Annotated in this window: 21 protein-coding genes and 1 pseudogene; 7 read left to right on the top strand and 15 right to left on the bottom strand. The window is 40.6% G+C overall.

Annotated elements, in window-relative coordinates:
* Positions 1-184 precede the first annotated feature (184 nt).
* Positions 185-718 carry a YceI family protein gene (locus M3205_RS05030; protein WP_251168907.1) on the top strand — a complete coding sequence of 178 codons (534 nt, stop codon included), beginning with the start codon at positions 185-187 and terminating at the stop codon, positions 716-718.
* A 65-nt stretch (positions 719-783) separates the two neighbouring features.
* Here the strand turns inward: M3205_RS05030 and dacB are convergent, their stop codons facing one another.
* Positions 784-2,268 carry a D-alanyl-D-alanine carboxypeptidase/D-alanyl-D-alanine endopeptidase gene (gene dacB, locus M3205_RS05025; protein ID WP_251168906.1) on the bottom strand — a complete coding sequence of 495 codons (1,485 nt, stop codon included), beginning with the start codon at positions 2,266-2,268 and terminating at the stop codon, positions 784-786.
* A 259-nt stretch (positions 2,269-2,527) separates the two neighbouring features.
* Here dacB and M3205_RS05020 point away from each other — a divergent pair, with 259 nt between their 5' ends.
* Positions 2,528-2,785 (top strand): YpbS family protein, encoded by a 258-nt coding sequence (locus M3205_RS05020; protein WP_095242729.1) that lies wholly within the window; start codon positions 2,528-2,530, stop codon positions 2,783-2,785.
* Positions 2,786-2,834: 49 nt separating this feature from the next.
* On the opposite strand, the gene M3205_RS05015 is transcribed toward M3205_RS05020, so the two are convergent.
* The 5 genes from M3205_RS05015 to M3205_RS04995 all read right to left on the bottom strand — a co-directional run bounded on the left by M3205_RS05015 (position 2,835) and on the right by M3205_RS04995 (position 6,200).
* Positions 2,835-3,152 (bottom strand): MGMT family protein, encoded by a 318-nt coding sequence (locus M3205_RS05015; protein WP_251168905.1) that lies wholly within the window; start codon positions 3,150-3,152, stop codon positions 2,835-2,837.
* A gap of 67 nt (positions 3,153-3,219) precedes the next feature.
* Entirely contained in the window at positions 3,220-4,029 is an 810-nt protein-coding gene (locus M3205_RS05010; protein ID WP_251168904.1) for an endonuclease I family protein, read from the bottom strand.
* Entirely contained in the window at positions 4,026-4,991 is a 966-nt protein-coding gene (locus tag M3205_RS05005; protein ID WP_251168903.1) for a S8 family peptidase, read from the bottom strand. Before M3205_RS05005 ends, M3205_RS05010 begins: the two co-directional genes overlap by 4 nt.
* A 167-nt stretch (positions 4,992-5,158) precedes the next feature.
* Entirely contained in the window at positions 5,159-5,668 is a 510-nt protein-coding gene (locus M3205_RS05000; RefSeq protein ID WP_251168902.1) for a mismatch-specific DNA-glycosylase, read from the bottom strand.
* 94 nt (positions 5,669-5,762) lie between these two features.
* Positions 5,763-6,200 (bottom strand): peptidylprolyl isomerase, encoded by a 438-nt coding sequence (locus M3205_RS04995; protein WP_251168901.1) that lies wholly within the window; start codon positions 6,198-6,200, stop codon positions 5,763-5,765.
* Between the two features lie 155 nt (positions 6,201-6,355).
* Between M3205_RS04995 and M3205_RS04990 the strand changes: the two genes are divergently transcribed.
* Positions 6,356-7,012 carry an MtnX-like HAD-IB family phosphatase gene (locus tag M3205_RS04990; protein WP_251168900.1) on the top strand — a complete coding sequence of 219 codons (657 nt, stop codon included), beginning with the start codon at positions 6,356-6,358 and terminating at the stop codon, positions 7,010-7,012.
* Positions 7,013-7,342: 330 nt separating this feature from the next.
* Here M3205_RS04990 and M3205_RS04985 read toward each other — a convergent pair whose 3' ends face one another.
* The 4 genes from M3205_RS04985 to M3205_RS04970 all read right to left on the bottom strand — a co-directional run bounded on the left by M3205_RS04985 (position 7,343) and on the right by M3205_RS04970 (position 13,388).
* Entirely contained in the window at positions 7,343-7,867 is a 525-nt protein-coding gene (locus M3205_RS04985; protein WP_251168899.1) for an HD domain-containing protein, read from the bottom strand.
* 22 nt (positions 7,868-7,889) lie between these two features.
* Positions 7,890-8,084 carry a hypothetical protein gene (locus M3205_RS04980; RefSeq protein WP_048010032.1) on the bottom strand — a complete coding sequence of 65 codons (195 nt, stop codon included), beginning with the start codon at positions 8,082-8,084 and terminating at the stop codon, positions 7,890-7,892.
* A 467-nt stretch (positions 8,085-8,551) separates the two neighbouring features.
* Complete coding sequence (locus M3205_RS04975; RefSeq protein ID WP_251168898.1) at positions 8,552-10,630, bottom strand: transglycosylase domain-containing protein; 2,079 nt, start codon at positions 10,628-10,630, stop codon at positions 8,552-8,554.
* Positions 10,631-11,150: 520 nt separating this feature from the next.
* Entirely contained in the window at positions 11,151-13,388 is a 2,238-nt protein-coding gene (locus M3205_RS04970) for a DEAD/DEAH box helicase (RefSeq protein WP_251168897.1), read from the bottom strand.
* A gap of 123 nt (positions 13,389-13,511) precedes the next feature.
* On the opposite strand from M3205_RS04970, the gene M3205_RS04965 reads away from it, so the two are divergent.
* Complete coding sequence (locus M3205_RS04965; RefSeq protein WP_251168978.1) at positions 13,512-13,727, top strand: hypothetical protein; 216 nt, start codon at positions 13,512-13,514, stop codon at positions 13,725-13,727.
* A 6-nt stretch (positions 13,728-13,733) separates the two neighbouring features.
* Here M3205_RS04965 and M3205_RS04960 read toward each other — a convergent pair whose 3' ends face one another.
* The 4 genes from M3205_RS04960 to M3205_RS04945 all read right to left on the bottom strand — a co-directional run bounded on the left by M3205_RS04960 (position 13,734) and on the right by M3205_RS04945 (position 17,282).
* Positions 13,734-14,996 carry a glycoside hydrolase family 18 protein gene (locus tag M3205_RS04960; RefSeq protein WP_251168896.1) on the bottom strand — a complete coding sequence of 421 codons (1,263 nt, stop codon included), beginning with the start codon at positions 14,994-14,996 and terminating at the stop codon, positions 13,734-13,736.
* Between the two features lie 190 nt (positions 14,997-15,186).
* Complete coding sequence (locus M3205_RS04955; RefSeq protein WP_251168895.1) at positions 15,187-15,870, bottom strand: hypothetical protein; 684 nt, start codon at positions 15,868-15,870, stop codon at positions 15,187-15,189.
* A gap of 138 nt (positions 15,871-16,008) precedes the next feature.
* The gene (locus tag M3205_RS04950; protein WP_251168894.1) at positions 16,009-16,587 is read right to left on the bottom strand and encodes a TerD family protein; all 579 of its coding nucleotides are present in this window, start codon (positions 16,585-16,587) and stop codon (positions 16,009-16,011) included.
* A 113-nt stretch (positions 16,588-16,700) separates the two neighbouring features.
* Positions 16,701-17,282, bottom strand: coding sequence for a TerD family protein (locus M3205_RS04945; RefSeq protein WP_251168893.1), 582 nt, complete (start codon positions 17,280-17,282; stop codon positions 16,701-16,703).
* A gap of 343 nt (positions 17,283-17,625) precedes the next feature.
* Between M3205_RS04945 and M3205_RS04940 the strand changes: the two genes are divergently transcribed.
* Positions 17,626-18,528 (top strand): aldo/keto reductase, encoded by a 903-nt coding sequence (locus M3205_RS04940; RefSeq protein ID WP_251168892.1) that lies wholly within the window; start codon positions 17,626-17,628, stop codon positions 18,526-18,528.
* A gap of 43 nt (positions 18,529-18,571) precedes the next feature.
* Here the strand turns inward: M3205_RS04940 and M3205_RS04935 are convergent, their stop codons facing one another.
* Positions 18,572-19,060 (bottom strand): hypothetical protein, encoded by a 489-nt coding sequence (locus M3205_RS04935; RefSeq protein WP_251168891.1) that lies wholly within the window; start codon positions 19,058-19,060, stop codon positions 18,572-18,574.
* Positions 19,061-19,325: 265 nt separating this feature from the next.
* Between M3205_RS04935 and M3205_RS04930 the strand changes: the two genes are divergently transcribed.
* Together M3205_RS04930 and M3205_RS04925 are read left to right on the top strand one after the other, a co-directional pair.
* Positions 19,326-20,234: a hypothetical protein gene (locus M3205_RS04930; RefSeq protein WP_251168890.1), complete on the top strand. Its 909-nt coding sequence runs from the start codon at positions 19,326-19,328 to the stop codon at positions 20,232-20,234.
* A gap of 194 nt (positions 20,235-20,428) precedes the next feature.
* Positions 20,429-20,589, top strand: a pseudogene (locus M3205_RS04925) (IS5/IS1182 family transposase); the annotation flags it as partial.

Below are 20,589 nucleotides of genomic sequence, written 5' to 3'. Positions count from 1 at the left end.
CAATATGCGATGTAATCATTATGACTTAGGTTATGTATGATAGTGGAAATTTAAGTAGTCTTCATTTTACCATCTTTTCAAAAAATATCATTGACATAAAACTTGAAGCGGCATATAATTTGTTTATAATTAAAATATCTTGAATTCGAGACAAATGAATTCAAACTAATGGAGGAGAATTAAAATGACAAAAACTAAATGGGCAGTTGATCCAGCACACAGCAGTGTGGACTTTTCTATCAAGCATATGATGATCGCAAACGTGAAAGGCAGCTTTAATAGCTTTGATGCTGAAATTACAGCAGATCCTGCAGATTTAACAACTGCGGATATTACATTTAATGTTGAACTTTCTAGTGTAGATACACGAAATGAAGATCGCGATAATCACCTCCGTTCTTCAGACTTTTTTGATGTAGAGAACCATCCGAAAATGACATTTACTTCAACAGACATTGTAAGCAAGGGTGACAATGAATATGATGTAACAGGCGATCTTACGATTCATGGTGTAACAAAAACAGAGACCTTTGCTGTGACATATGAAGGATCAGGCAAAGATCCATGGGGAAATGAAAAAGTTGGCTTTACAGCAGCCGGCGCTATCAAAAGAAGCGACTACGGGTTAACCTGGAATTCAGCGCTTGAAACAGGGGGAGTCCTTGTTGGAGATAAAGTGAAAATTGACCTTCAAATACAGGCAGCAAAAGCAGAGTAAGGCATAAAAAAAGGGCAAGTATTCCGTCAAGTCGGTATACTGCCCTTTTTTGCAGTTTATTGAGTTTATTGATCGGCTAGCAATGTAGCAATTTTGTCTTCAATCACTTTTCCTTTGTCACTTTCAGTTAGGTTGTTCAAAATAATGGAAAAAACAAGCTCATCCCCACTGGATGTTCTAACATAACCTGATAACGAACTGACAGTCGAGATGGAACCAGTTTTTGCTTTGACATTCCCGGCTGCATTGGAATTTTTCATGCGATTTCTTAGAGTACCCCCTACCATTCGGTCTGTGTCGCCGGCAATCGGCAATGAGTTCAAATAAGAAGAGAACCATTCTTCGTCCTGGACTTCAAAAAGAAGTTTAGAGATTTCGTTGGCCGGAATTAAGTTTACATGTGAAATCCCGGAACCGTCCCGGAGCACGAGAGTTTCCTCATTCATTCCAAAGGCCTTCACCTGTTCTTCCAATACTTCAAGCCCTTTTTCCCAGCTGCCTTCCCCTTTGACAACCTTGCCCATTTCCTTGATTAATGTTTCTGCATGGCCATTATTGCTTAGTTTCATAAAAGGAATAAAAAGTTCTTTAAGCGGCATGGATTTATGTTCAGCAAACAGCTTTGCTCTTTCAGGGGCAGTGCCTGCTACTGTTTTCCCTTTCAATTTTATCCCTTGTTCAGCGAGAGAACGCTTTAATAGATCCAATGCATAGCCAGTCGGCTCCCATACAGAGATCCATTCCCTTGAACGGCTTCCTTCAACTGGGATTTCTCCTTCTATTGTAACGGTATTCGTCCCGTGATCTCTTTCAATATGGATATTATTCTTTCCCCCTTTAGCAGCGGTTTTCGCATTATTAACGATTTTTATGTAGTCTGTTTCCGGGACCATTTTTACAATCGGTTCGTGCCCGGCTTTTTCTGCAGGATATACTTCTACAATGACTGTGCCCGCGTCATAATCCTCATTTGGGGAGGCAGTAAGTGCTGAGACTTGTCCGCCATAATACCAGGATTCGTCGCTCCATGACAGATCGGTTGAATAACGCACATCATCATACCAGGTGTCATCACCGATCAGGTTGCCATGAACAACCTTTATGCCTGCTTCCTTTACTTTAGCGGCAAATGCATCAAAATCTTCCTTTAAAAGAGTTGGGTCTCCTTTTCCTTTTAATATCAAGTCACCCTGCAGTGTCTTCCCCTTTATTGAGCCTGTGTGGAGAAGTTCTGTGGTGAACTGATAATTTTTACCCAGCGTTTCAAGAGCGGCAGCCGCTGTAAGGAGCTTCATATTAGACGCCGGCCGCAAACGCACATCACCTATGTGGTCATACACTAGCTCGCCGGTTTTTGCATTTCGGATACTGACTCCTGCAAGGCCTCCCTGGAGTATAGGATCATTATTCAGCAATTGGTTCAGTTGCTGTACAAGTTCACTGCCTTCTTCTGTTGCCTGTACATGAGGAGATTCGTGCTGGGCTAAAGGAACAAGTGCCAGCATAAATACCAGCAATAAACTGATATACATTTTTACACTCTTTTTCATATGTATTAAGCCACCTTCCATTGTTTTATTACCATTTCTTCTTAGAAAGGTGAGTTCCCTTTATTTCCATAATGAGGAAAAAGATTCATTTTTTTGCTTGCTTAACTATTTTATTCTCTACAGTACAAGTTATGTGGGATCACTGTTTTTTTCTATTTTTACTAAATAAAATATTATTCCAGCAAGAATATTTATTCTTAGAAACTTTTAGAAAAAATGGTATGATATAAAAAGGTGAATTTTATAAGGGGTGGAAAGAATGAGTGTACATAAAGCAATATCTGAACATGTTGGAAAGCAAAATAAGATAATCACGAGGTTTGCTGCCTTGGATCAGCAGCGAGAGTATTATATTGAACAAGCATTGGATCTTTGCAGGAGGGGACTTCCTTTTTCTGCAGATAAGATAAATGAAGTAACTGCTGAGATAAATGAACTATCCAAACAGGGCATAATACCTGCAAGAAAGTATGTTACAGCTGAGATGATTGAGGAATATGCTTCAAAAACAAATTAGGTATATTTGATTATAAAGAGGCGTGGCTTCCGATTGGATGCCCGCTTCTTTATATCGATTTTGAAGATTCATGGACGAATTCCTGTAAATCTATTCTTTTATTTATATTAAATTGTATCCCTTCATTTTCTAATAGTTCTCTTTGAATGTCATGCCATTCACTGTCTCTAAACCCAATTTCCCCTTTCCCGTTCACAACGCGATGCCACGGGAGCTGATGCTTTTCACTTTGAGTATGAAGAATCCGGACCACCTGTCTTGCTCCCAGGGGGCTCCCGGCAAGCCTTGCGATTTGTCCGTATGTCATGACTTTTCCTCTTGGGATATTTTGAATAATTTTTATCACTTTTTCTGTAAATGGCTGCACGTGTAATAACTCCTCCTTCTTTTTTTATTATAAAACAAACCCGCCTGAGTTCAGACGGGTTTGTTCATTATCCCAGCATTCTCTTTGCATGCTCAGGAAAATCAATAAAGGGGTTTCTGTTCCCCTGAAGAGATTGAATGGCAGCATTCCTATGCTTTTCATATATAGTCACCGGATTATCTTCATGCCATTTCAGCAAAGTCTGCATATCCATCTTCTTGTCCAATAAAAGTTCTTTTTTATATCTGACAGCGAAATAGAATACAGCTCTTGCGACAATCCCTTTTCCATATTCCGGCTCAAACTTCTTCAGTTCTGCCATTCCACAGCCATTCCTGACGCCTGCCGCCTCCATTTCCGGGACATAGGCTTCAAAATCAAAGTAGGGAAAATTGCTTCTCATACTATTGCATGCCGGCTCACAGGCAAAAAGATGATGCAAATCCCCTTTCATTGGCTGTCTTCCATCAAACCATGATTGCGGGACGACATGCTCAGTGTTAAATAGTTCTCTTCCATTACTGTGAAAACCACTTTCACGAATAGTCTGCAGAAGTTTGAGATCCTGGTCTATCGCTTTAAGAGGATCCATCCCCTTACCTGAATACAAGCTTTTAAGTTTCAGGTTCTCCTGCAGGTCCACCCAGGGATATACGTATTGGTGAGGTGAATAATTTAATTGCCTGTCATGGCTTTGAACCAACAGGTAATGAACCTGTTCCGGGAGATCCTCTTTCTCAAAATCAAGGGTTGGGTAGTAATTCTCTTGATTAATAATATCCTCTTCAGGATTATAGTAGGGTTCATTCTGTACACTTTCAATATACCTTGACTGAGCCTCTGCCCATTCCGCTGCTATACTAGTCACTTTAATCATATGGCATTAAGAACCGTCGATTTGAACTCCTGGTCAAAAATTCCGGCTAAATGCTCTGGAACGGTTAAATATACGAGTCCGTTTCCTTCAAGTTTTGGAGAGTTGCCAAGCGGAACCGTCCTTCTGATCAATTGAGCATAAAGCTCGGGTTCTGTAAGCTTTCTTTCAAACTGTCTGTTTGAAAATTCCTTGATTAAGGCCAAAGCCCCGGAAACATGCGGGGCGGCCATTGACGTACCGCTGAGGGTTGCGTACTCGCCGTTCAGAAAGGTAGAAAGTATCCCTTCTCCCGGCGCCACTAAATCTATTTCATTATGAGAGTTTGTAAATTCGGAAGAATCCCTTTCGAGGTTAATAGCCCCAACACTAATCACTTCATTATAGCAGCCTGGATAAGCAAACTCATCGGTCGAGTCATCCCCATCCCCTTCATTTCCGGCTGCACACACAACAAGGATATTCTTATTTACAGCAGTTTTAATCGCATCATGCAGCTCCGGAACATCTGCCGGACCTCCAAGCGACATGGAGATGATATCTGCATTTTGCTCGATGGCATAATGGATGCCTTTAATAATCCATTCGTATTGTCCGGAACCATTTTTATTTAAGACCTTTACAATAAGGAGATCAGCTTCAGGAGCTACACCAATCACACCGGCATCATTTTCATGGGCAGCAATAGTCCCTGCCACATGTGTTCCGTGCCCGTTATAGTCCTTGAAACTATTTGGATCGCTTTTATCATCGTCAGTAAAGTTACGGCCGCCTACTACACGGTCTTTCAGATCAGGATGGCTAATGTCGCACCCCGTGTCAAGTACAGCTACTTTGATTCCTTTTCCTTTTGATTCACTCCAAACTTTTGGCGCTTGAATCAGCTCTACGCCACTTGGAACTTCAGTAACATCCTCTTCCTGCTGAATCACCTGATAAGGAATGACACGAACATTTTGCTCCATTTCTTTCCCTCCTTAAGAGATTAATTAGAGCCGGTTCCTGATGTTAACTACATTTTAACAATTCTGACTATTTAACGACAGTATCAATGGTAGTGATCTTTAATAGAATTTGCGGGATAAAAAGGCAAAATTTGTGAAAATTGGACTATAAATGGCAGTCTGCTGAATTAAAGAGTCTTTAACAGCTTCGGAATCTCTGCATAGATTTGAATAATTTCATCAATTTTCATTCTCACCAGCCCTGAAGATGAAGGTGCAACAAAATCGATAGTGCCGGGAACTACTGATTTCTCCTGAATTCCCCATGGCAGCTTTTTTTTGCGGCTGTATTCCTGATATACGCCTTTCCCAACAAAGCAAACGACTTTTGGTTTAAGTTCAGAGATTTTTTTTATTAAATCTTCTCTGCCTTCTTTATATTCTTCCCTGGTTATTTCATCAGCTGCTTTAGTAGGCCTCGCGACAATGTTTGTCATTCCATAGCCCAATTCCAATAATTTATAATCTTCCGCTGCGGTGTATTTACGGGGAGTTAAGCGTGACTCATGAAGAATTTTCCAAAAGCGGTTATTTGGGTTTGCAAAATGGTGGCCTGTCTCTCCAGATCGAATGCTTGGATTGAAACCGACAAAAAGCAAATCAAGATTTTCTTTCAAATGGTCTTTAATAGGCTCCATATAACCATCCTTCCGATATTGCAAGCTATATTCATTTTACCTAAATAGTCTGGTAAAAAACAAAAAGAGCCCCTAAAGGCTCTTTTAAAACTGATTATCCTTCAAGAATTTCAACTTTCTCCATAACATCGCCATTGCTCATTGCTTTAACTGCTTCCATGCCGGAAGTAACTTTTCCAAAAACAGTGTGAACTCCATTTAAGTGAGGCTGTGGCTCATGAACGATAAAGAACTGGCTTCCGCCCGTATCGCGGCCCGCGTGTGCCATAGAAAGAGATCCTTCTACATGCTTATGAGGGTTTCCTTCTGTTTCACACTTGATTGTGTACCCTGGACCCCCAGTGCCTGTTCCGTTCGGGCAGCCTCCCTGACTTACAAATCCAGGAATTACACGATGGAAATTCAAGCCATTATAGTAGCCTTCATTTATAAGTTTTTTGAAATTTTCAACTGTCCCTGGTGCTGCTTCAGGATATAGTTCAAATTCAATCTTTTCACCGTTTTTCATTAATATGTATCCTTTTTCTGCCATACTAATCATCTCCTTATGTAAAAATCAAATTAATAATACCATTAATCTCATCAGGAATAAAATCATAAGCCGTTTTTTCCCTGATTGAACATAAAAAACAAAGGGTAAAGTTAAGATAGATTAAAAGGAAGAAATGTCTTATTGGAGGTTTTAAAATGAAAAAATGGGCTTTTGTCTCGGATTTTGATGGAACGATTTCTAAAAGAGACTTTTATCTGATTATGATGGATAAATATTTTCCGGAGGGGCGCAAGCTGATGCCCAAATGGAAGGCTGGAGAGATTAAGGATATTGACTTTTTGGATAAGGTCTTCACATCCATTAATCAGGATGAGGAACAAATTATCAGCGATATTTATTCCATTGAAATAGATGAATATGTTCCTGAGTTTATTGAAAGGATACAGCAGGATGGCGGAGATTTTTATATTTTAAGTGCAGGCACAGACTATTACATCCATCACATCTTAAAGAAGTATGGTATTAAAGATGTTAAGGTCTTTTCGAATGAAGGATATTACCATGAGAAGAATGTTCATATGAATATTGATAAAAATCATCAGCATTATCATGAACAATATGGCATTGATAAATCGAAGGTCATTCAGGACTTGCAGAAGGAATATGAAACTGTATTTTTTATGGGGGATAGTGAACCGGACTCCCACCCTGCAGAGCATGCTGATATTACCTTTGCCAAAAAAGGGCTTCAGGACCTTCTCCGGGAAAGGGGCATAAGGTTTGTTCCGGTAAATGATTTTATAGAAGTGGAAGAATATTTATCTGAAAAAGGTGTTTTGACAAAGTCCTAGACCAGTTCCCGGGAAAGAAGCTGGCTTTACCCGGGATTTTTCTATGTACGTTAACCAAATAACTCCAAAAACAGTATTAAGATAAATATAATCATTGCATAAAATGATAGATGCAGAAATACAGTTGTTACTCTAAATTTTATTTCTTCCACATTTAATGACTGTTGTCTTCGTGTCCTTGCCCTCACTGCCGCAACACCATCCCTGCACATAATAATTCAAAAACATGATCATCGCTATAAATTATAATTCTTCATGAAACATGCGCTTCCCTTCAAAAAATTAAAACTGAATTTCCTGGGGAAGCGCAAAACATGACAGAAATGCAGGTTATTCTTCTTTTTTCTCAAGGTAATGATCAATCTTATTATCGAGTATTTCGAGGCTGTTCATAGCTCGCTCAAAATCAAGTTCTCGATAGTGATGAGCTCCACCGGGTTCTTCATCTTTTTCATCTGCCAGTTTGACCAGGGATTGCAGCGGGGTTCTGACAACTTCTCCTCCAGGCAGAAATGAATCCGTGTGAAAAAGGATGGCCAAGGCAATTTCCTTTGCTTTGATCGGGTTTTCGCCAAGTCTGATCAGGAGTTTATGTGCCCGCTCGGCACCTTTAATGGCATGAATGTCATTCTGCCTGTATAGGTCATAATCCCACTTTCCGTTTTTGTACCAGGTATAATGGCCGATGTCGTGCATAAAGCCCGCTTTGGCTGCTGAGTCAACATCTACTTCCATCTCCTTTGCAATTTGGAATGCATGATAGGCAACGGCAATAGCATGAGCGATGCCGGAGCGAGTGATATACTTTTGTGCGATCCGATGCTGATAGATATCGGTCAGTTTAACATCCCTCATGTAATCTCCCTCCAGCTATAAATTAGAATTTCTTATTGAGGTTTTTTTGCTTATTCATTACTTCATATGATTTTTCAATAATATCTGTTAACACATCGCCTTTATATATCCTGCCGAGTTTCGTGTTTTCCTGATAATAATCAACAATTTCATCAAGCTTATTTGAAGTCTCTTTTGATATGCGGACATTAAGCTGAATACGGGTTTCTCCACTCATTGTAATCCTCCTGGCTATTAATGTCTGACAGCTAGCATTATGATAGCGAATGCTGTCATTTTGTTAGTGAGTGCTATAAATACTTAGATTACACTGTTTTCTTGAATTATTCCAGTATAAAGTTTTCTTAAAGAAAGGCTCTTTTTATATAAATTGTTGGTTTTCGCCTATTAATGTTGCCCGTTGATTTCCGGTCCAGGATGCTCAGCGAATCGCGGGGCAGGCTGTGAGCCTCCGTGACGCTTCGCGTATGCGGGGTCTCACCTGTCCCGCTACTTCCGCAGGACGTTGAATAAGCTTCCCGGGAAAAACACCGCACAAAGAAAATGCGAATGCATTTTCGAGGATCTCGTACCTTCAGCTCCAATCAACTCTGTAAATAATATATAAATAGCAACAAACCATGTGAAAACTGCGGAGAGAAAAAGGAGAATAGCTATGTAAGCCATTCTCCATTTAACGCTTATTCAATTGCTGAATTGATCCCATTTGTCCTTCAGGAATCTGCCGAAATCTTCAAGCTCCTGCTTTCCTTCTCTCAATTTTTCCTTCCAGATTGGAAGATCCTCTCTCAGTTTTCCTTCGAATTTTTCAGCTTGTTCTTTAATGGTTTTACCAATTTCTTCTGTTAATTCCTTTTTCTCGAGCTTTTCATTTACCGATTTAGTCGCAAATTCGCCCTCCTGCATGTGTGGCAGGCTTGACTCCATTATTGATCTGAAAACAGGGACTGCTGTCTCCGAACTGCTTTTTGACAAATAATGTTCCCTGTCAGTATGGTCGTACCCCAGCCAGACAGCGCCAACCAAATTCGGTGTATAGCCTACAAACCATTGATCCTTTGTTCCGTTAATGTCTTTATAGGGGAGCTGGGTTGAACCCGTTTTTCCGGCGATTTGAACTCCTTCTATCTTCGTAGCGCTACCTGTGCCGGTTTCAACTACATTTAAAAGCATGGAAGTCATCTGGTTAGATACGGTTTTCGTCGTCACTTTAACTGTTTTTTTGTCGCGTTCCGCAATGATGCTTCCGGTCGGGCCTACAATTTTCGTAATTAAATGGGCATCGTTGCGTTTGCCGCCATTAGGGAAAGCCGCGTATGCCTCGGCCAGCTTTAAAGGTGAAATTCCCTTTCTCATTCCGCCCAGGGCAATTCCGAGATATTCATCTTCTTTTTCGAGTGGAATGCCGAATCTTTCAAGTGAATCCAGCCCTTTTTCCAGTCCAATTTCATTAAGCAGCCATACAGCCGGTACATTGATCGAGTTTTCCACAGCTTTATACATAGATACTTCGCCTGCATATTGTCCTGAAGCGTTAGCCGGTGTGTAATCACCGTATGTGACGGGTTCATCCTTCAGCATCGATGTTGGTGAGTATCCTTCTTCAAGGGCAGGTGTGTAAACGGCTAAAGGCTTTAGTGTTGATCCGGGCTGGGCTTTGATGTGTGTGGCCCTGTTGAATCCTCGGAAAACATGTTCACCTCTGCCGCCGACCAGCCCTCTGACTCCCCCTGTCGCTGGATCAAGAAGGACTGCACCGCTCTGGACAATTTGACCATTCATGCCGGCCGGGAAGATTGAGTCTTTTTGATATACCTTTTCAAGGCTTGATTGCAGGTTTTGATCCATTTCCGTGTAAATTTTATATCCTCTGGTAAATATCTCTTCCTGTGTTAATCCGTACGTATTTATTGCTTCATCAAGTACTGCATCAACATAGTAAGGGTATTTCCTTTCATTCTTGCTTCGGGTTCCTTCCTGTAATTGAATCTTTTCGTTCACTGCATTCTCATACTCATCTGCTGAGATGAATTTATGCTCTTTCATCTTCCCAAGGACAACATTCCTTCTTTTCATTGCCCGTTCGTAATGATTGTATGGGTCGAGTGCAGAAGGCGATTGAAGCAATCCTGCAAGCAATGCACTTTCGCTGATGGTTAATTGCTTTGGTGTTTTGCTGAAATACTTATTGGATGCCTGTTCAATTCCCCATGAGCCACTTCCGAAGTAAACCTGATTTAAATACATTTGCAGTATTTCATCTTTTTTATAATTTTTTTCGATTTCAACTGCGAGGAACAGTTCTTCAGCTTTTCTCTTGTAGGTCTGTTCAGGTGAAAGTAAAGCATTTTTGGCGAGCTGCTGGGTAATAGTACTTCCTCCGCCCGTTATGCCCCCGGCAAATAAGTTGCCGAAGAAGGCTCTGGCAATCCCTTTTATATCAAAGCCGTTATGCTTATAAAAGCGTTCATCTTCAATCGCGATAACTGCATTGCCCACATGTTCAGGCAATTCTTCAATATTTGCACCCTCTGCTCTATTTTCCGCAAGACTGGCAGCGGCATCTCCATCTTTATCGTAAACTACAGTTGATTGTCTTAATCCCTCTTTTAAAGTCTCCACATTTGCTGTAGCTGCAAGAAACGCAAAAAAGAGAATGGTTAAGAGTAATATAGTTAGTGATAAAAGCAGCAAAATTTGTGTCAGGTGCTTTTTGCGCCAAAATCCTGCAAAAGCTTCTTTGTAACGCTGAAATTTTTCCATGGTGACTCCTTCGCTATTTCTTTAAGTTCCCTTATTATTTCCCTTTATTATATATTAAACGAACAAACTGTATAAAAAGTTTCAACTTTCAGCATAAGGGACTGCCCGCAAAAAAGGCTTGTTTTCTATTTGAAATCATGCTATATTAATTAAGCGATGAGCTAATTGCATAAGACGACAGACACGCCCGTTTGGGCAATGCACTATGTGGAGTGCAGTTGTGTCGCCGCAATACGTAGAAAAAGACGCCCTTATGGGCGTCTTTTTTATTGGCTGTTATCGCAAAGTTTGTTGCTATTTATATTATATTTACTGAGTTGATTGGAGCGGAAGGTGCGAGTCCTCGAAAATGCATTCGCATTTTCTTCGTGCGGGGAGAAGTGGGACAGGTGAGACCTTACAGACGCGCAGCGTCGAGGAGGCTCACCGCCCGCCCCGTGGTTCGCTGAGCATCCTCTCGCTGCAATCAACGGACAACATTAATAAGCGAAAAACAACAATTTATACGAAAAGAGCCTTTTTATTTGATTAAAGATGTAAGGTATGAACCTGCGGCTGCTGACTGGAGCCTGGCTGCTACATATGGCGGCAAGGCGTTTTTATGGGTCTCCGCCGGCATGCCAAGCCACAGAATATGTCCGTCTATTAATAGGAACGGGAACGGGAGGCATATTGCTGATATCTCATCGGGAAAAATGAAAGGGACCGCATGCTTTCCATGCAGGATCAGCTTAGTTCTTGGAGGCCTTTTCGAAAGTACCTGTTCCCACTCTTTTCCCAATCCCTCTCCATTTGGCAGTGAAATAATAATTTCCTTCTTGGCTTTTGAAATATCCTCATACACTTTCTCCAATTTTCTTGCATGCATCCAATGAAGGCGCGGATGCTGATTTTTTATCCATCTGCCAATTTGTTCAGGATGAATGGCCTGTCCATTGTGTGCTTGATGATCTGCAAGCTTCCGCCATGTTTTGTTTCTAAATACTTTGCTTTGTATAAATTGCAAATCGCAAATATGAATGAATTTCCCCTTAGTTCTTGTTATGGCAACATTCAAAAGCCTTTCGCTATCTTTTCCAGTCAGCAGCATTCCGGCTCTGTCATGTGGAGCGGTATCGGCAGAGTCAAAAATCATGACATCCCGTTCACTCCCCTGAAAACGGTGAACGGTCGCCGCAATAATATCTGCAGATGCTCTTTCTTCTTCATATAGCTCGCCGATCAGCTGTTCCATTAATAATGCCTGTGCGCGGTAAGGTGTGACATATCCTATCGACCTGCTTCCTCCTATGTAAGCTTCATGTATCAGCTGAAATCCAAGGAGTAGATTCCAAAAATTGATTCTTGAATTTGAGCTGCCATCTTTTATGCCATATTCACCTGATGCATAGGTGTTGATCAGGATCGAGGCTTTGCCTGGAAAAGGTGTGCAGGCTGCAATAGGCGCTCTGGCGGCCAATACATCGGGGTGGTCACCTACAAGTGAATGATAAATATGTTTATTGGAAAAGGCGGAAATGTCAGGGTGCATACGGCGCTGTTCTTTTAATAGAAAAAGGTGCGGATGCAAGTGTCCATCGTTGACTGCATCAGACACGCCTGAGTGGTGAAAGATATCCTCTCTCAGCCATTTTTCCGACAGCTTATGTTTTGAGGCAGCAATAGGAGGAAGCTGTTTAAAATCCCCGCAGATGATTACCCTTTTTCCTAGCGAAGCCGCAAAGGCAGCCTGTGGAACATAAGCCATGCTGGCTTCATCGATGATGACCAGATCAAAATTTTTTTCATAAATTGCCGGGTCACTTGCTGCCTTTGCAAGTGTAGTGCCAATAATGGAAGCGTTTTTTACAAAATCTATTTCCTTTTGCCTGATTTTTTCAAGCACCCCCGACAGCTTCTTTTCAATTTCAATTAGCTGATCTGAATCTCTTTGGCTGAATGAGCGTGATAAATCCTGTTTTAGCAGGCGGCGTTCCTCCATTAGATCCGCTTTTTGCCCTGAAAGATTAGAGTGCTGCTTATTTAAAAGAAATTCGGCTGTTAATGAAGGATGATTGATCAATGACGGACCGATTTGTGATCCGTAGCGAAGCAGATCACCATCAGCAATTGTTCTTTTGCCTGATGCAAAAATAGAAATCTCTGCCATAAGGACATCTATTGCCTGATTGGAATGGGCCAGAATGAGAACATTTTGTTCTTTAAAATATTTATTGGCAGCCACACGTGCCAGTGTGTAGGTTTTTCCCGTGCCTGGCGGTCCCCAGACGTATGTGACTGGATTATATTTAGAACGTAATATCAGTTCATGGGTACTGCTCTTTACTTTATCAGCAGGATGTCTGGGAGACATTGAAGGATCCATCAATTTTTTAATTCTGGCTCTCTTTCTTTTGCTGTCTTTTATGTCCTCTAAGCGCTGAAAAAGCTGATCCAATAGTTCCCATGGGTCATGAAGCAAATAGGCCTCCGATAAGTCGCTGCCAATATCCTCTTTTAATGCCAAAATGACATTATTTCCTTCAGCAGAAAGTATTCTTCCTTCCACCCTCTTACTTCCCCAGTCTATTTTTATGGATGATCCAGTTGGTATTTTAATGACTGAAGGTGTATCGAAAAAATACAAAAAGGCATCTGATTTTGAAAGCAGACGCCCATTTAATATTAACCAGCGGGAGCTCCCATATTTTTTTAAGTGTGAAATCTCTGCCTGGATGGCCTTTTGCCAAGCTCTTAAAAGCCCATGTGTAGATGTCATTTGTCTCGTCCTTTATTCACTAAGATATTCAATTAGACTAATATAGCATTTACCTCCCATTATGCAAAAGAAAAAATGAATGTTTAATTATATCTAAGGTTAATTCTCCCGAAGTATGAGATAATGAAAATAACACCTAATCGAATGAACGAAAGAGGGATCAGTGTGAAGCGCAGAAATAAATTTGATCATAATGAAGTAGTGATTCTGGTTGATACAGGAGAAAAAGTGACAATCAACAAAACATGCTATGTGGCGAAAATGAAAAAATACACGTATACAATTAAAGAGAATCCGAAAATGTTTTATTTCGAAGAAGAAATGAAGGAAATACTTTAGAATAGGCTATATAATTGTAAAATTTCTCTCCACAAATGCCCAGTTTTGCGGAAAACGCAAGCTCAATTGCCAGTATGTCATCCCTAATAGATTATACTGGTCAATTAATTTATATTTTTCAGTAATGCTGCGGATATCTTCAAACCAGGCCACATGCTCTTCTGCTCCATTCCAGTATCTGAACCAGGGTGATGCTGCATACCCATCGAATTGAATAATCGCACCTCTGTTTAATGCTAAATTTTGTATGGCTTGCATGGAAAATGAGCGGGTCAAATTATCCGCTATTCTCCAGTCATAGCCATATAACGGCAAGGCGATTTGGAGTTTTTTCGGTTCAATCTGGGTGGCTGAGTATTTAATAACCTCCTCGACCCACCATATTGGAGCGATGGGATTGGGAGGACCTGTGGGATAACCGTAATCCATAGTCATTATTGCAACAATATCTGCTACCTCTCCAATGGTTTTATAATCATATGCCCCTATTATCCGGTTTGTCGGGATATCTTCCGTCTTAGCATGTACATTAACATGTAGAACTTTTGGCCCTAAGGCATTTTTTAATTCTTTAATGAATGAATTGAAATCCTGGCGCCTTTGCGGCGGGATAAATTCAAAATCCAGACTGATGCCTCCATACCCTTTTAGGCTGACAAAGTTCATTAGGCTTAAGATTAAATTCCTTCTATAAACTGGGCTTTCGAGTACTCCTCCAATTAATTCAGCATTAAACTCCTCTTGTGCAAGATTTCGGATCATCAGCAGAGGGATAACATTCAAACGCCTGCTTTCTGCCAATACGGCTGTATCGTCAAGCACTATATAGGCATACCCTTCCTTTGTCAGCGAGTAAGAGGAAATGGCGATGTAGGTTAAATGTTGCGCTGTTTCCCTGAAAGCAGGTAAAAATGTTTCGGGATCATACGGGACAATGAAGCCAAGAGTCACCATACCTAATTTTCGTGCTGATGGGATGTTTAATTTCTGGCCGATATAGAGCCTATCCGGAATGATCCCCGGATTTGCTGACAAAATTGCATTAATGGATGTCTGAAAGCGCTGGGAAATGCTCCAAAGTGTGTCTTCCTGTTTTACAAGATAAACCCTGATAACAGGTCCATCTTCCGGAATATATAGAGCTAAACCAGGGATAATGCCAGACCCATTCTCAAGCCCGTTTGCCGTTATTATATCCAGGATGGGAATATTAAACTTTTGAGAAATGCTCCAAAGACTATCGCCTGCCTGAACGACGTGAATTCCCATAAAGCACCTCTTTTCACTTGCTTTTAAGTTAGTTTATGGGTGTGGCAAGCCTGAATAGTACTAACTGAAAAATAAGGCACTTTTGTGCTGCTGTTGAATAAACAGTGTATTTGACATCTGCAAATCGCATTATTATCAAAAAACAAGTGGCTCTAAGAATTCTTGATAGCCACTTGTTGATCCTTCTATATTACAGATAATCTGCTTCATGCCCGCCGATTGAGTCCATGTGGCTTGCAATCATAGCAATGATTGTGCTTGCCTCTTCTTTACTGAAGATAAAGTGATCTTCATCCTTGATCATTTCCTCATCATCTGTCCAAATGCGATTAACCCTGCGCAGAACGCCATCACCTGTTTCCTGGACTACTCCAAACTGATAAGTTACCTCCACTTCATCTTCCTTGAAAAAGGCGGTCACTTCAGGAGTTTCCCACTCTACATCCACTTCTTCAAAGATATCTCCTTCGCCGCCGAAGTCATATTCATCGGCGATGATAAAATCTTCTTCTGATGCATGAATTTCATCATTATCTTCAAGGTCGAATTCAACATCATCTGCCTCATTCATATAGTCATGAAGGCTTTCATGGACAGTATCGATGATGTCTTCAATATCAAAAAGCATGGTTTTAGAAGTATGTCCAAGTTCGAAGTCAAAGTCTTCTACATAGAACTCTTCATTATGCGGATCAAAGAAAAGTGTGCAAAAGTACTCTCGGTCATTATCATCGGTTTCAATGAAAAATTCCATTCTGGGATGCTTGGCACCCCGGTCAACCGACATATGGCCAATCTGATCATATTTGCTGCAAATGGATTCAAGATGGTCCTGCAATTCACCGCTTACCCTGTCAAACCATTCTAGTGACATACGGCATCCCTTCCTCTCAAGGTTTTTCTCAAACCTATTGTTCCCACTTGCCATTTTTTCAAGTATGGGATAATTAGCCAAAGCTCTGTAAATGCACAAAAAAGACACCCGATATAAGTCGAGTGTCTGAGGTGAAAATTAAACCTGCAGTCCGTAGTTTCGGCATAGGGCCGCCAAACCTCCTGAAAATCCGCTGCCAATGGCATTGAATTTCCAGTCATTTCCATTTCGGTATAACTCACAGAAAACTACGGCTGTTTCGATCGAAAAAACTTCTCCAAGATCAAAGCGAAGCAGCTCCTGATCATTGGATTCATCCACTAATCTTACGAAAGCATTGGAAACCTGGCCGAAATTCTGCTGCCTTAATTCTGCCTCATGAATCGTAACCGTTATGCCAATGCGATCGACGTGAGAAGGGATTTTGGTGAAATCTACAACAAGCTGCTCATCATCACCGTCCCCTTCACCTGTCCGATTGTCTCCAGTGTGAATAACTGCCCCGCTTGGATGCTGAAGATTATTGTAGAAAATAAAATCATGATCATTTGCACATTTATTGTTTTCATCAACGAGAAATGCAGATGCATCAAGGTCGAAATCATGTCCGCCGCTATATTTGTTTGTGTCCCAGCCCAGACCGATTATGACTTTCGTCAGACCGGGGTTCGTTTTGGTCAAATCTATTCTTTGACCCTTTGATAATTGAATACCCAAGATACTCACTCCTTCATAACACAGTTCCGTTCTTTCACGACTGATTAGCTGTAAATATTTCCTAATGAGAAAGCCAGGTTAAAGCACTGCAGCTCTGCCTGGCAAAATAGAACTTAACCTACCTGCAATCCGAAGTCGGTTGCAATACGTGCAAGTCCACCCTGGTAGCCTGAGCCAACCGCAGAGAATTTCCATTCTCCATTGTGACGGTATAATTCACCTACAACAATGGCAGTTTCAATTGAGAAATCTTCGCCTAAATCGTAACGGATTAATTCTTCATTTGTTTCTTCATTGACAATGCGAACAAATGCATTAGAAACCTGTCCAAAGTTCTGGCCGCGTCCTTCGCCATCATGGATAGTAATAACAAAAGAAACCTTCTCAATGGCTGCAGGAATAGCGCTAAGATTAACTTTGACTTGTTCGTCATCGCCATCTCCCTCACCTGTTCTGTTATCTCCAGTATGTACGACTGAGCCATTGCCTCCTTCAAGCTGGTTGTAGAAAATAAAATCTTTATCTGATGCACATTTGCCATTGGCATCTAATAAGAAAACACTGGCATCAAGGTCAAAATCCAAGCCGCCATCATATTTATTCGTATCCCAGCCAAGTCCTACTATTACTTTAGACAATCCGGGATTTGATTTTGTTAAATCAATTTTTTGCCCTTTCGATAAAGAAATACCCACGTTCATCCATCCTTTCAGATTCAAAAATTTTTTTAACAGCATCGCTAAATATGCAGCTGTCAACTATGTATACCTTTAGTGTAAACGTTTCAAAAGAAATCGTAAACCGATTTGCTATTGAGCCGGGAAAAAAGTTCTACAAAAAACAATCTGATGGATTATTCTGTTCCTTCCTTTTTTACCCGTTGTTCTTTATATGGTTAAACCGCTGCAGAAAATATGAGTATAACACTGAGGTAACTTGACAGTTTCCTCATTTTCTTGTGTTTTTGCAGTCGTTTAGCTTGGTATTCTTAAGATTATCAGAGATAATAACTATACTAAAAATGGGGAGATGATATGTTTGGATAGAGTACAAATGGCGGAAGATCTGTCGTTTTCAAGAATTGTCCATGGACTCTGGAGACTGGCAGACTGGAAATTTTCAGATGAAGAGTTAATCGCATTAATAGAACAGTGTATTGAACAGGGCATTACGACATTTGATCACGCTGATATTTATGGAAGTTATACATGTGAAAGCCTATTTGGGAGGGCACTGGAGATAAAGCCGGGGCTCCGCAGAAAAATGGAAATTGTTACGAAATGCGGGATTGTACTCGAATCACCAAACCGGCCAGAGCATAAATCACATCATTACAATACCGGAAAAGAACATATAATTGCTTCTGTTGAGAAGTCGTTGCAAAATTTGAAAACAGATTACATAGATACACTGCTCATTCATCGTCCTGATCCATTTATGGATCCTGAAGAAGTTGCTGATGCATTTGCAACATTAAAGAACGACGGCAAGGTTAGGCATTTTGGGGTTTCGAATTTTAAAAGCCATCATTTCACAATGCTTCAGTCATACCTTGAAATGGATCTGATTACTAACCAAATTGAGCTGTCTGCCTTTCAACTGGAGAATTTCGAGGATGGCACATTAAATCTATGCCTGGAAAAAAGAATTGCTCCGATGGCCTGGTCCCCCTTGGCCGGCGGAAAAATCTTCAGCAGTACTGAAGAAAAACCTGAGCGTCTAAGAACTGTATTACTTAAAGTAGCAGAAGAAATCGGAGCGCAAGATATTGATGAGGTTTTATTTGCATGGCTCTTAAACCATCCTGCCCGCATCATGCCAATCACCGGGTCCGGCAGGATAGAAAGAATTGAGCGTGCTGTCCGTTCGTTATCTTATAAACTTAACCGGGATCAGTGGTTTGAGATTTATCAAACTTCATTGGGGCATGATGTCCCTTAATAAGGAAACAGCCCAATTCATAAAATGGGCTGTTTTTTGACAATTATTGAAAAACACTTTTAAAAGCAGGTGGAGATAATTCCACTTCTTCAAAAACTTTCGTCATGGAATCAATATATTCCTCTTTAAATGGCTCTGCTTCCGCCATATCTTCAGACCCAGCTTTTATAAGCTCGGCTTTTTTAACATAGTATTGGGATAAGCTATCAATCGCAGCTTCAATATCCTCAGTATAGTCTGTTAATTCCTCGGGTACAGATACGGCTTTTGCGTCCTTTTCAAATGCTGCAGCAGCCTCCGCTGGATCCTGACCTTCAACAGTTAAGTTTGCATCTGTGTTGCGGATTACTTTTGTCACTTCTCCCTGAAAGTTCAGCAAAGCTGAGCGAACTTCTTTGGATTCATCAGCAGACTCTGTCGTTTCAGCTGCCGCCTCTTCCTTTTCATCCTTTTTAGAAGCTTCTTCGTTTGAGCATGCTCCCAGCATTAGTGTCAGTGTAGCTGCTGAAAGCAAAAAAGATAATTTCCTCATGCTTTTGTCCTCTCCTTCTTTTTGTTTAGAGGTATTTTTGGTTGACTCCCTATGTAGTCAGAGGGTTGACATCCCTGCCGATTAACTGACAATTAATAATTTAACTATTTTTTAAATTATTTGCAACATTTTATTACGATTTACGAAGTTTGTTTAATTAAAGGATGCTTTACTGAAAAATGTTTAGGCTTTATAGGACATTGCCCACCCATCACAAAAAGATCTGGCATAGGCTATAAAAAAGGTGAAACTGAGGAGTGTTCCTATGGCACAAAAATTAAATGAAGATGCTAACCCTAAGCTTTATCTAAGCCATTCAGATACTGTGACCAATCAGGGTACTTACCGTCTCAACTTCCTGCAGGAAGTAATTAAAGAGCAGCAGACTGTTAATACCCGCTTATCAGAAACTTATGAAGATATGAAGACACAGCTAGAGGATTCATTTGTTGATATGGGTAAGCTTGTAAAAAGTGCTGCTGGCAAACAAAATAATCATATAGGATATTTGGCGGCAAAGATTGACAAGCAGGATGCTTTTTTAACGGGTTTTCTGGAAATGATAAATGAGCGCGCTAAGGAAAACGATTTATTGAGTAAAAGGCTTTCAGTCCTGGAGGGAATAAATAAAGAGATTCTTGAAACTCTTGAAATTCAAGAGCCGTTAAACCAGAAGATTTTTGAACAGGTTTCCTGTCATGAAGCGGCAACACAGGCCCTATCCCGTAAATTTGATAAATTCGAGGCATTCTCTGAAGAGGCCGTAACAAATTTTAAGGTACAGGAAGAAATGAAAGCAGAATTAAGCAAAAATCTTGATGTACAAGAAGTATTTCATACAACAGTAATGGAGCGGTTAGACCAGCAGTTCGCATCATTTTCGGAGGAAGCTGAAAAAAAGTTTAATACGCAGGAGCAATTGAAAGAAGAATTAAACAAGAAGCTTCAAGAACAGGAACAGGCAAGCAAGTCGATAATGGAACGCTTACACCGGCAGGAGGCAATCGCCGAAAAGATCAGCAGGCAATTAGATCATTTAAAGGCTGTTGTTTACGAGCGTGCCTCCCACCTTACTGATCGCTTCGAAAAAAGCATGAAACAGCTGGCAAAACCAGTCCATAGTTTCTTTGTCAGCCAGGAGGAAAAAGCAAGGGAAGGTAAGAATAAAGAGTAAAATAGAAGGCGACTGATATGAGTAAATTAGCAAACAAAAGAGGCTGGGACAAAACCCACCTCTGAAATGAAAAAGCCGGTGACATTTTACGACGAGTAAAATGTCACCGGCTTTGATTGTTTTTGAGAAAAATAAGGACCACTTCTGATACAATTAAGTTACCATACCAAATCAAATCAGAAAGAAGGGTCCTTATGTTTAAAAATTATAACATGAATCAATTAGTTCTGCCTTTGGATTGTGAGGTAAATATACAAAAAAATGATATTGCCTTTCATGTCCATCACTTAGTTGAAAGTATTCCTCAAGAAGCCTTTGAACCATTTCTTCGAAATGAGGGCTGTCCCGCCTATCA

It is taken from the genome of Cytobacillus firmus (assembly GCF_023715565.1).
Taxonomy (GTDB): Bacteria; Bacillota; Bacilli; order Bacillales; family Cytobacillaceae; genus Cytobacillus; species Cytobacillus firmus_C.
The sequence above is the reverse complement of the archived record's forward strand: the minus strand, read 5'-3'. Positions and strand labels throughout refer to the sequence as shown.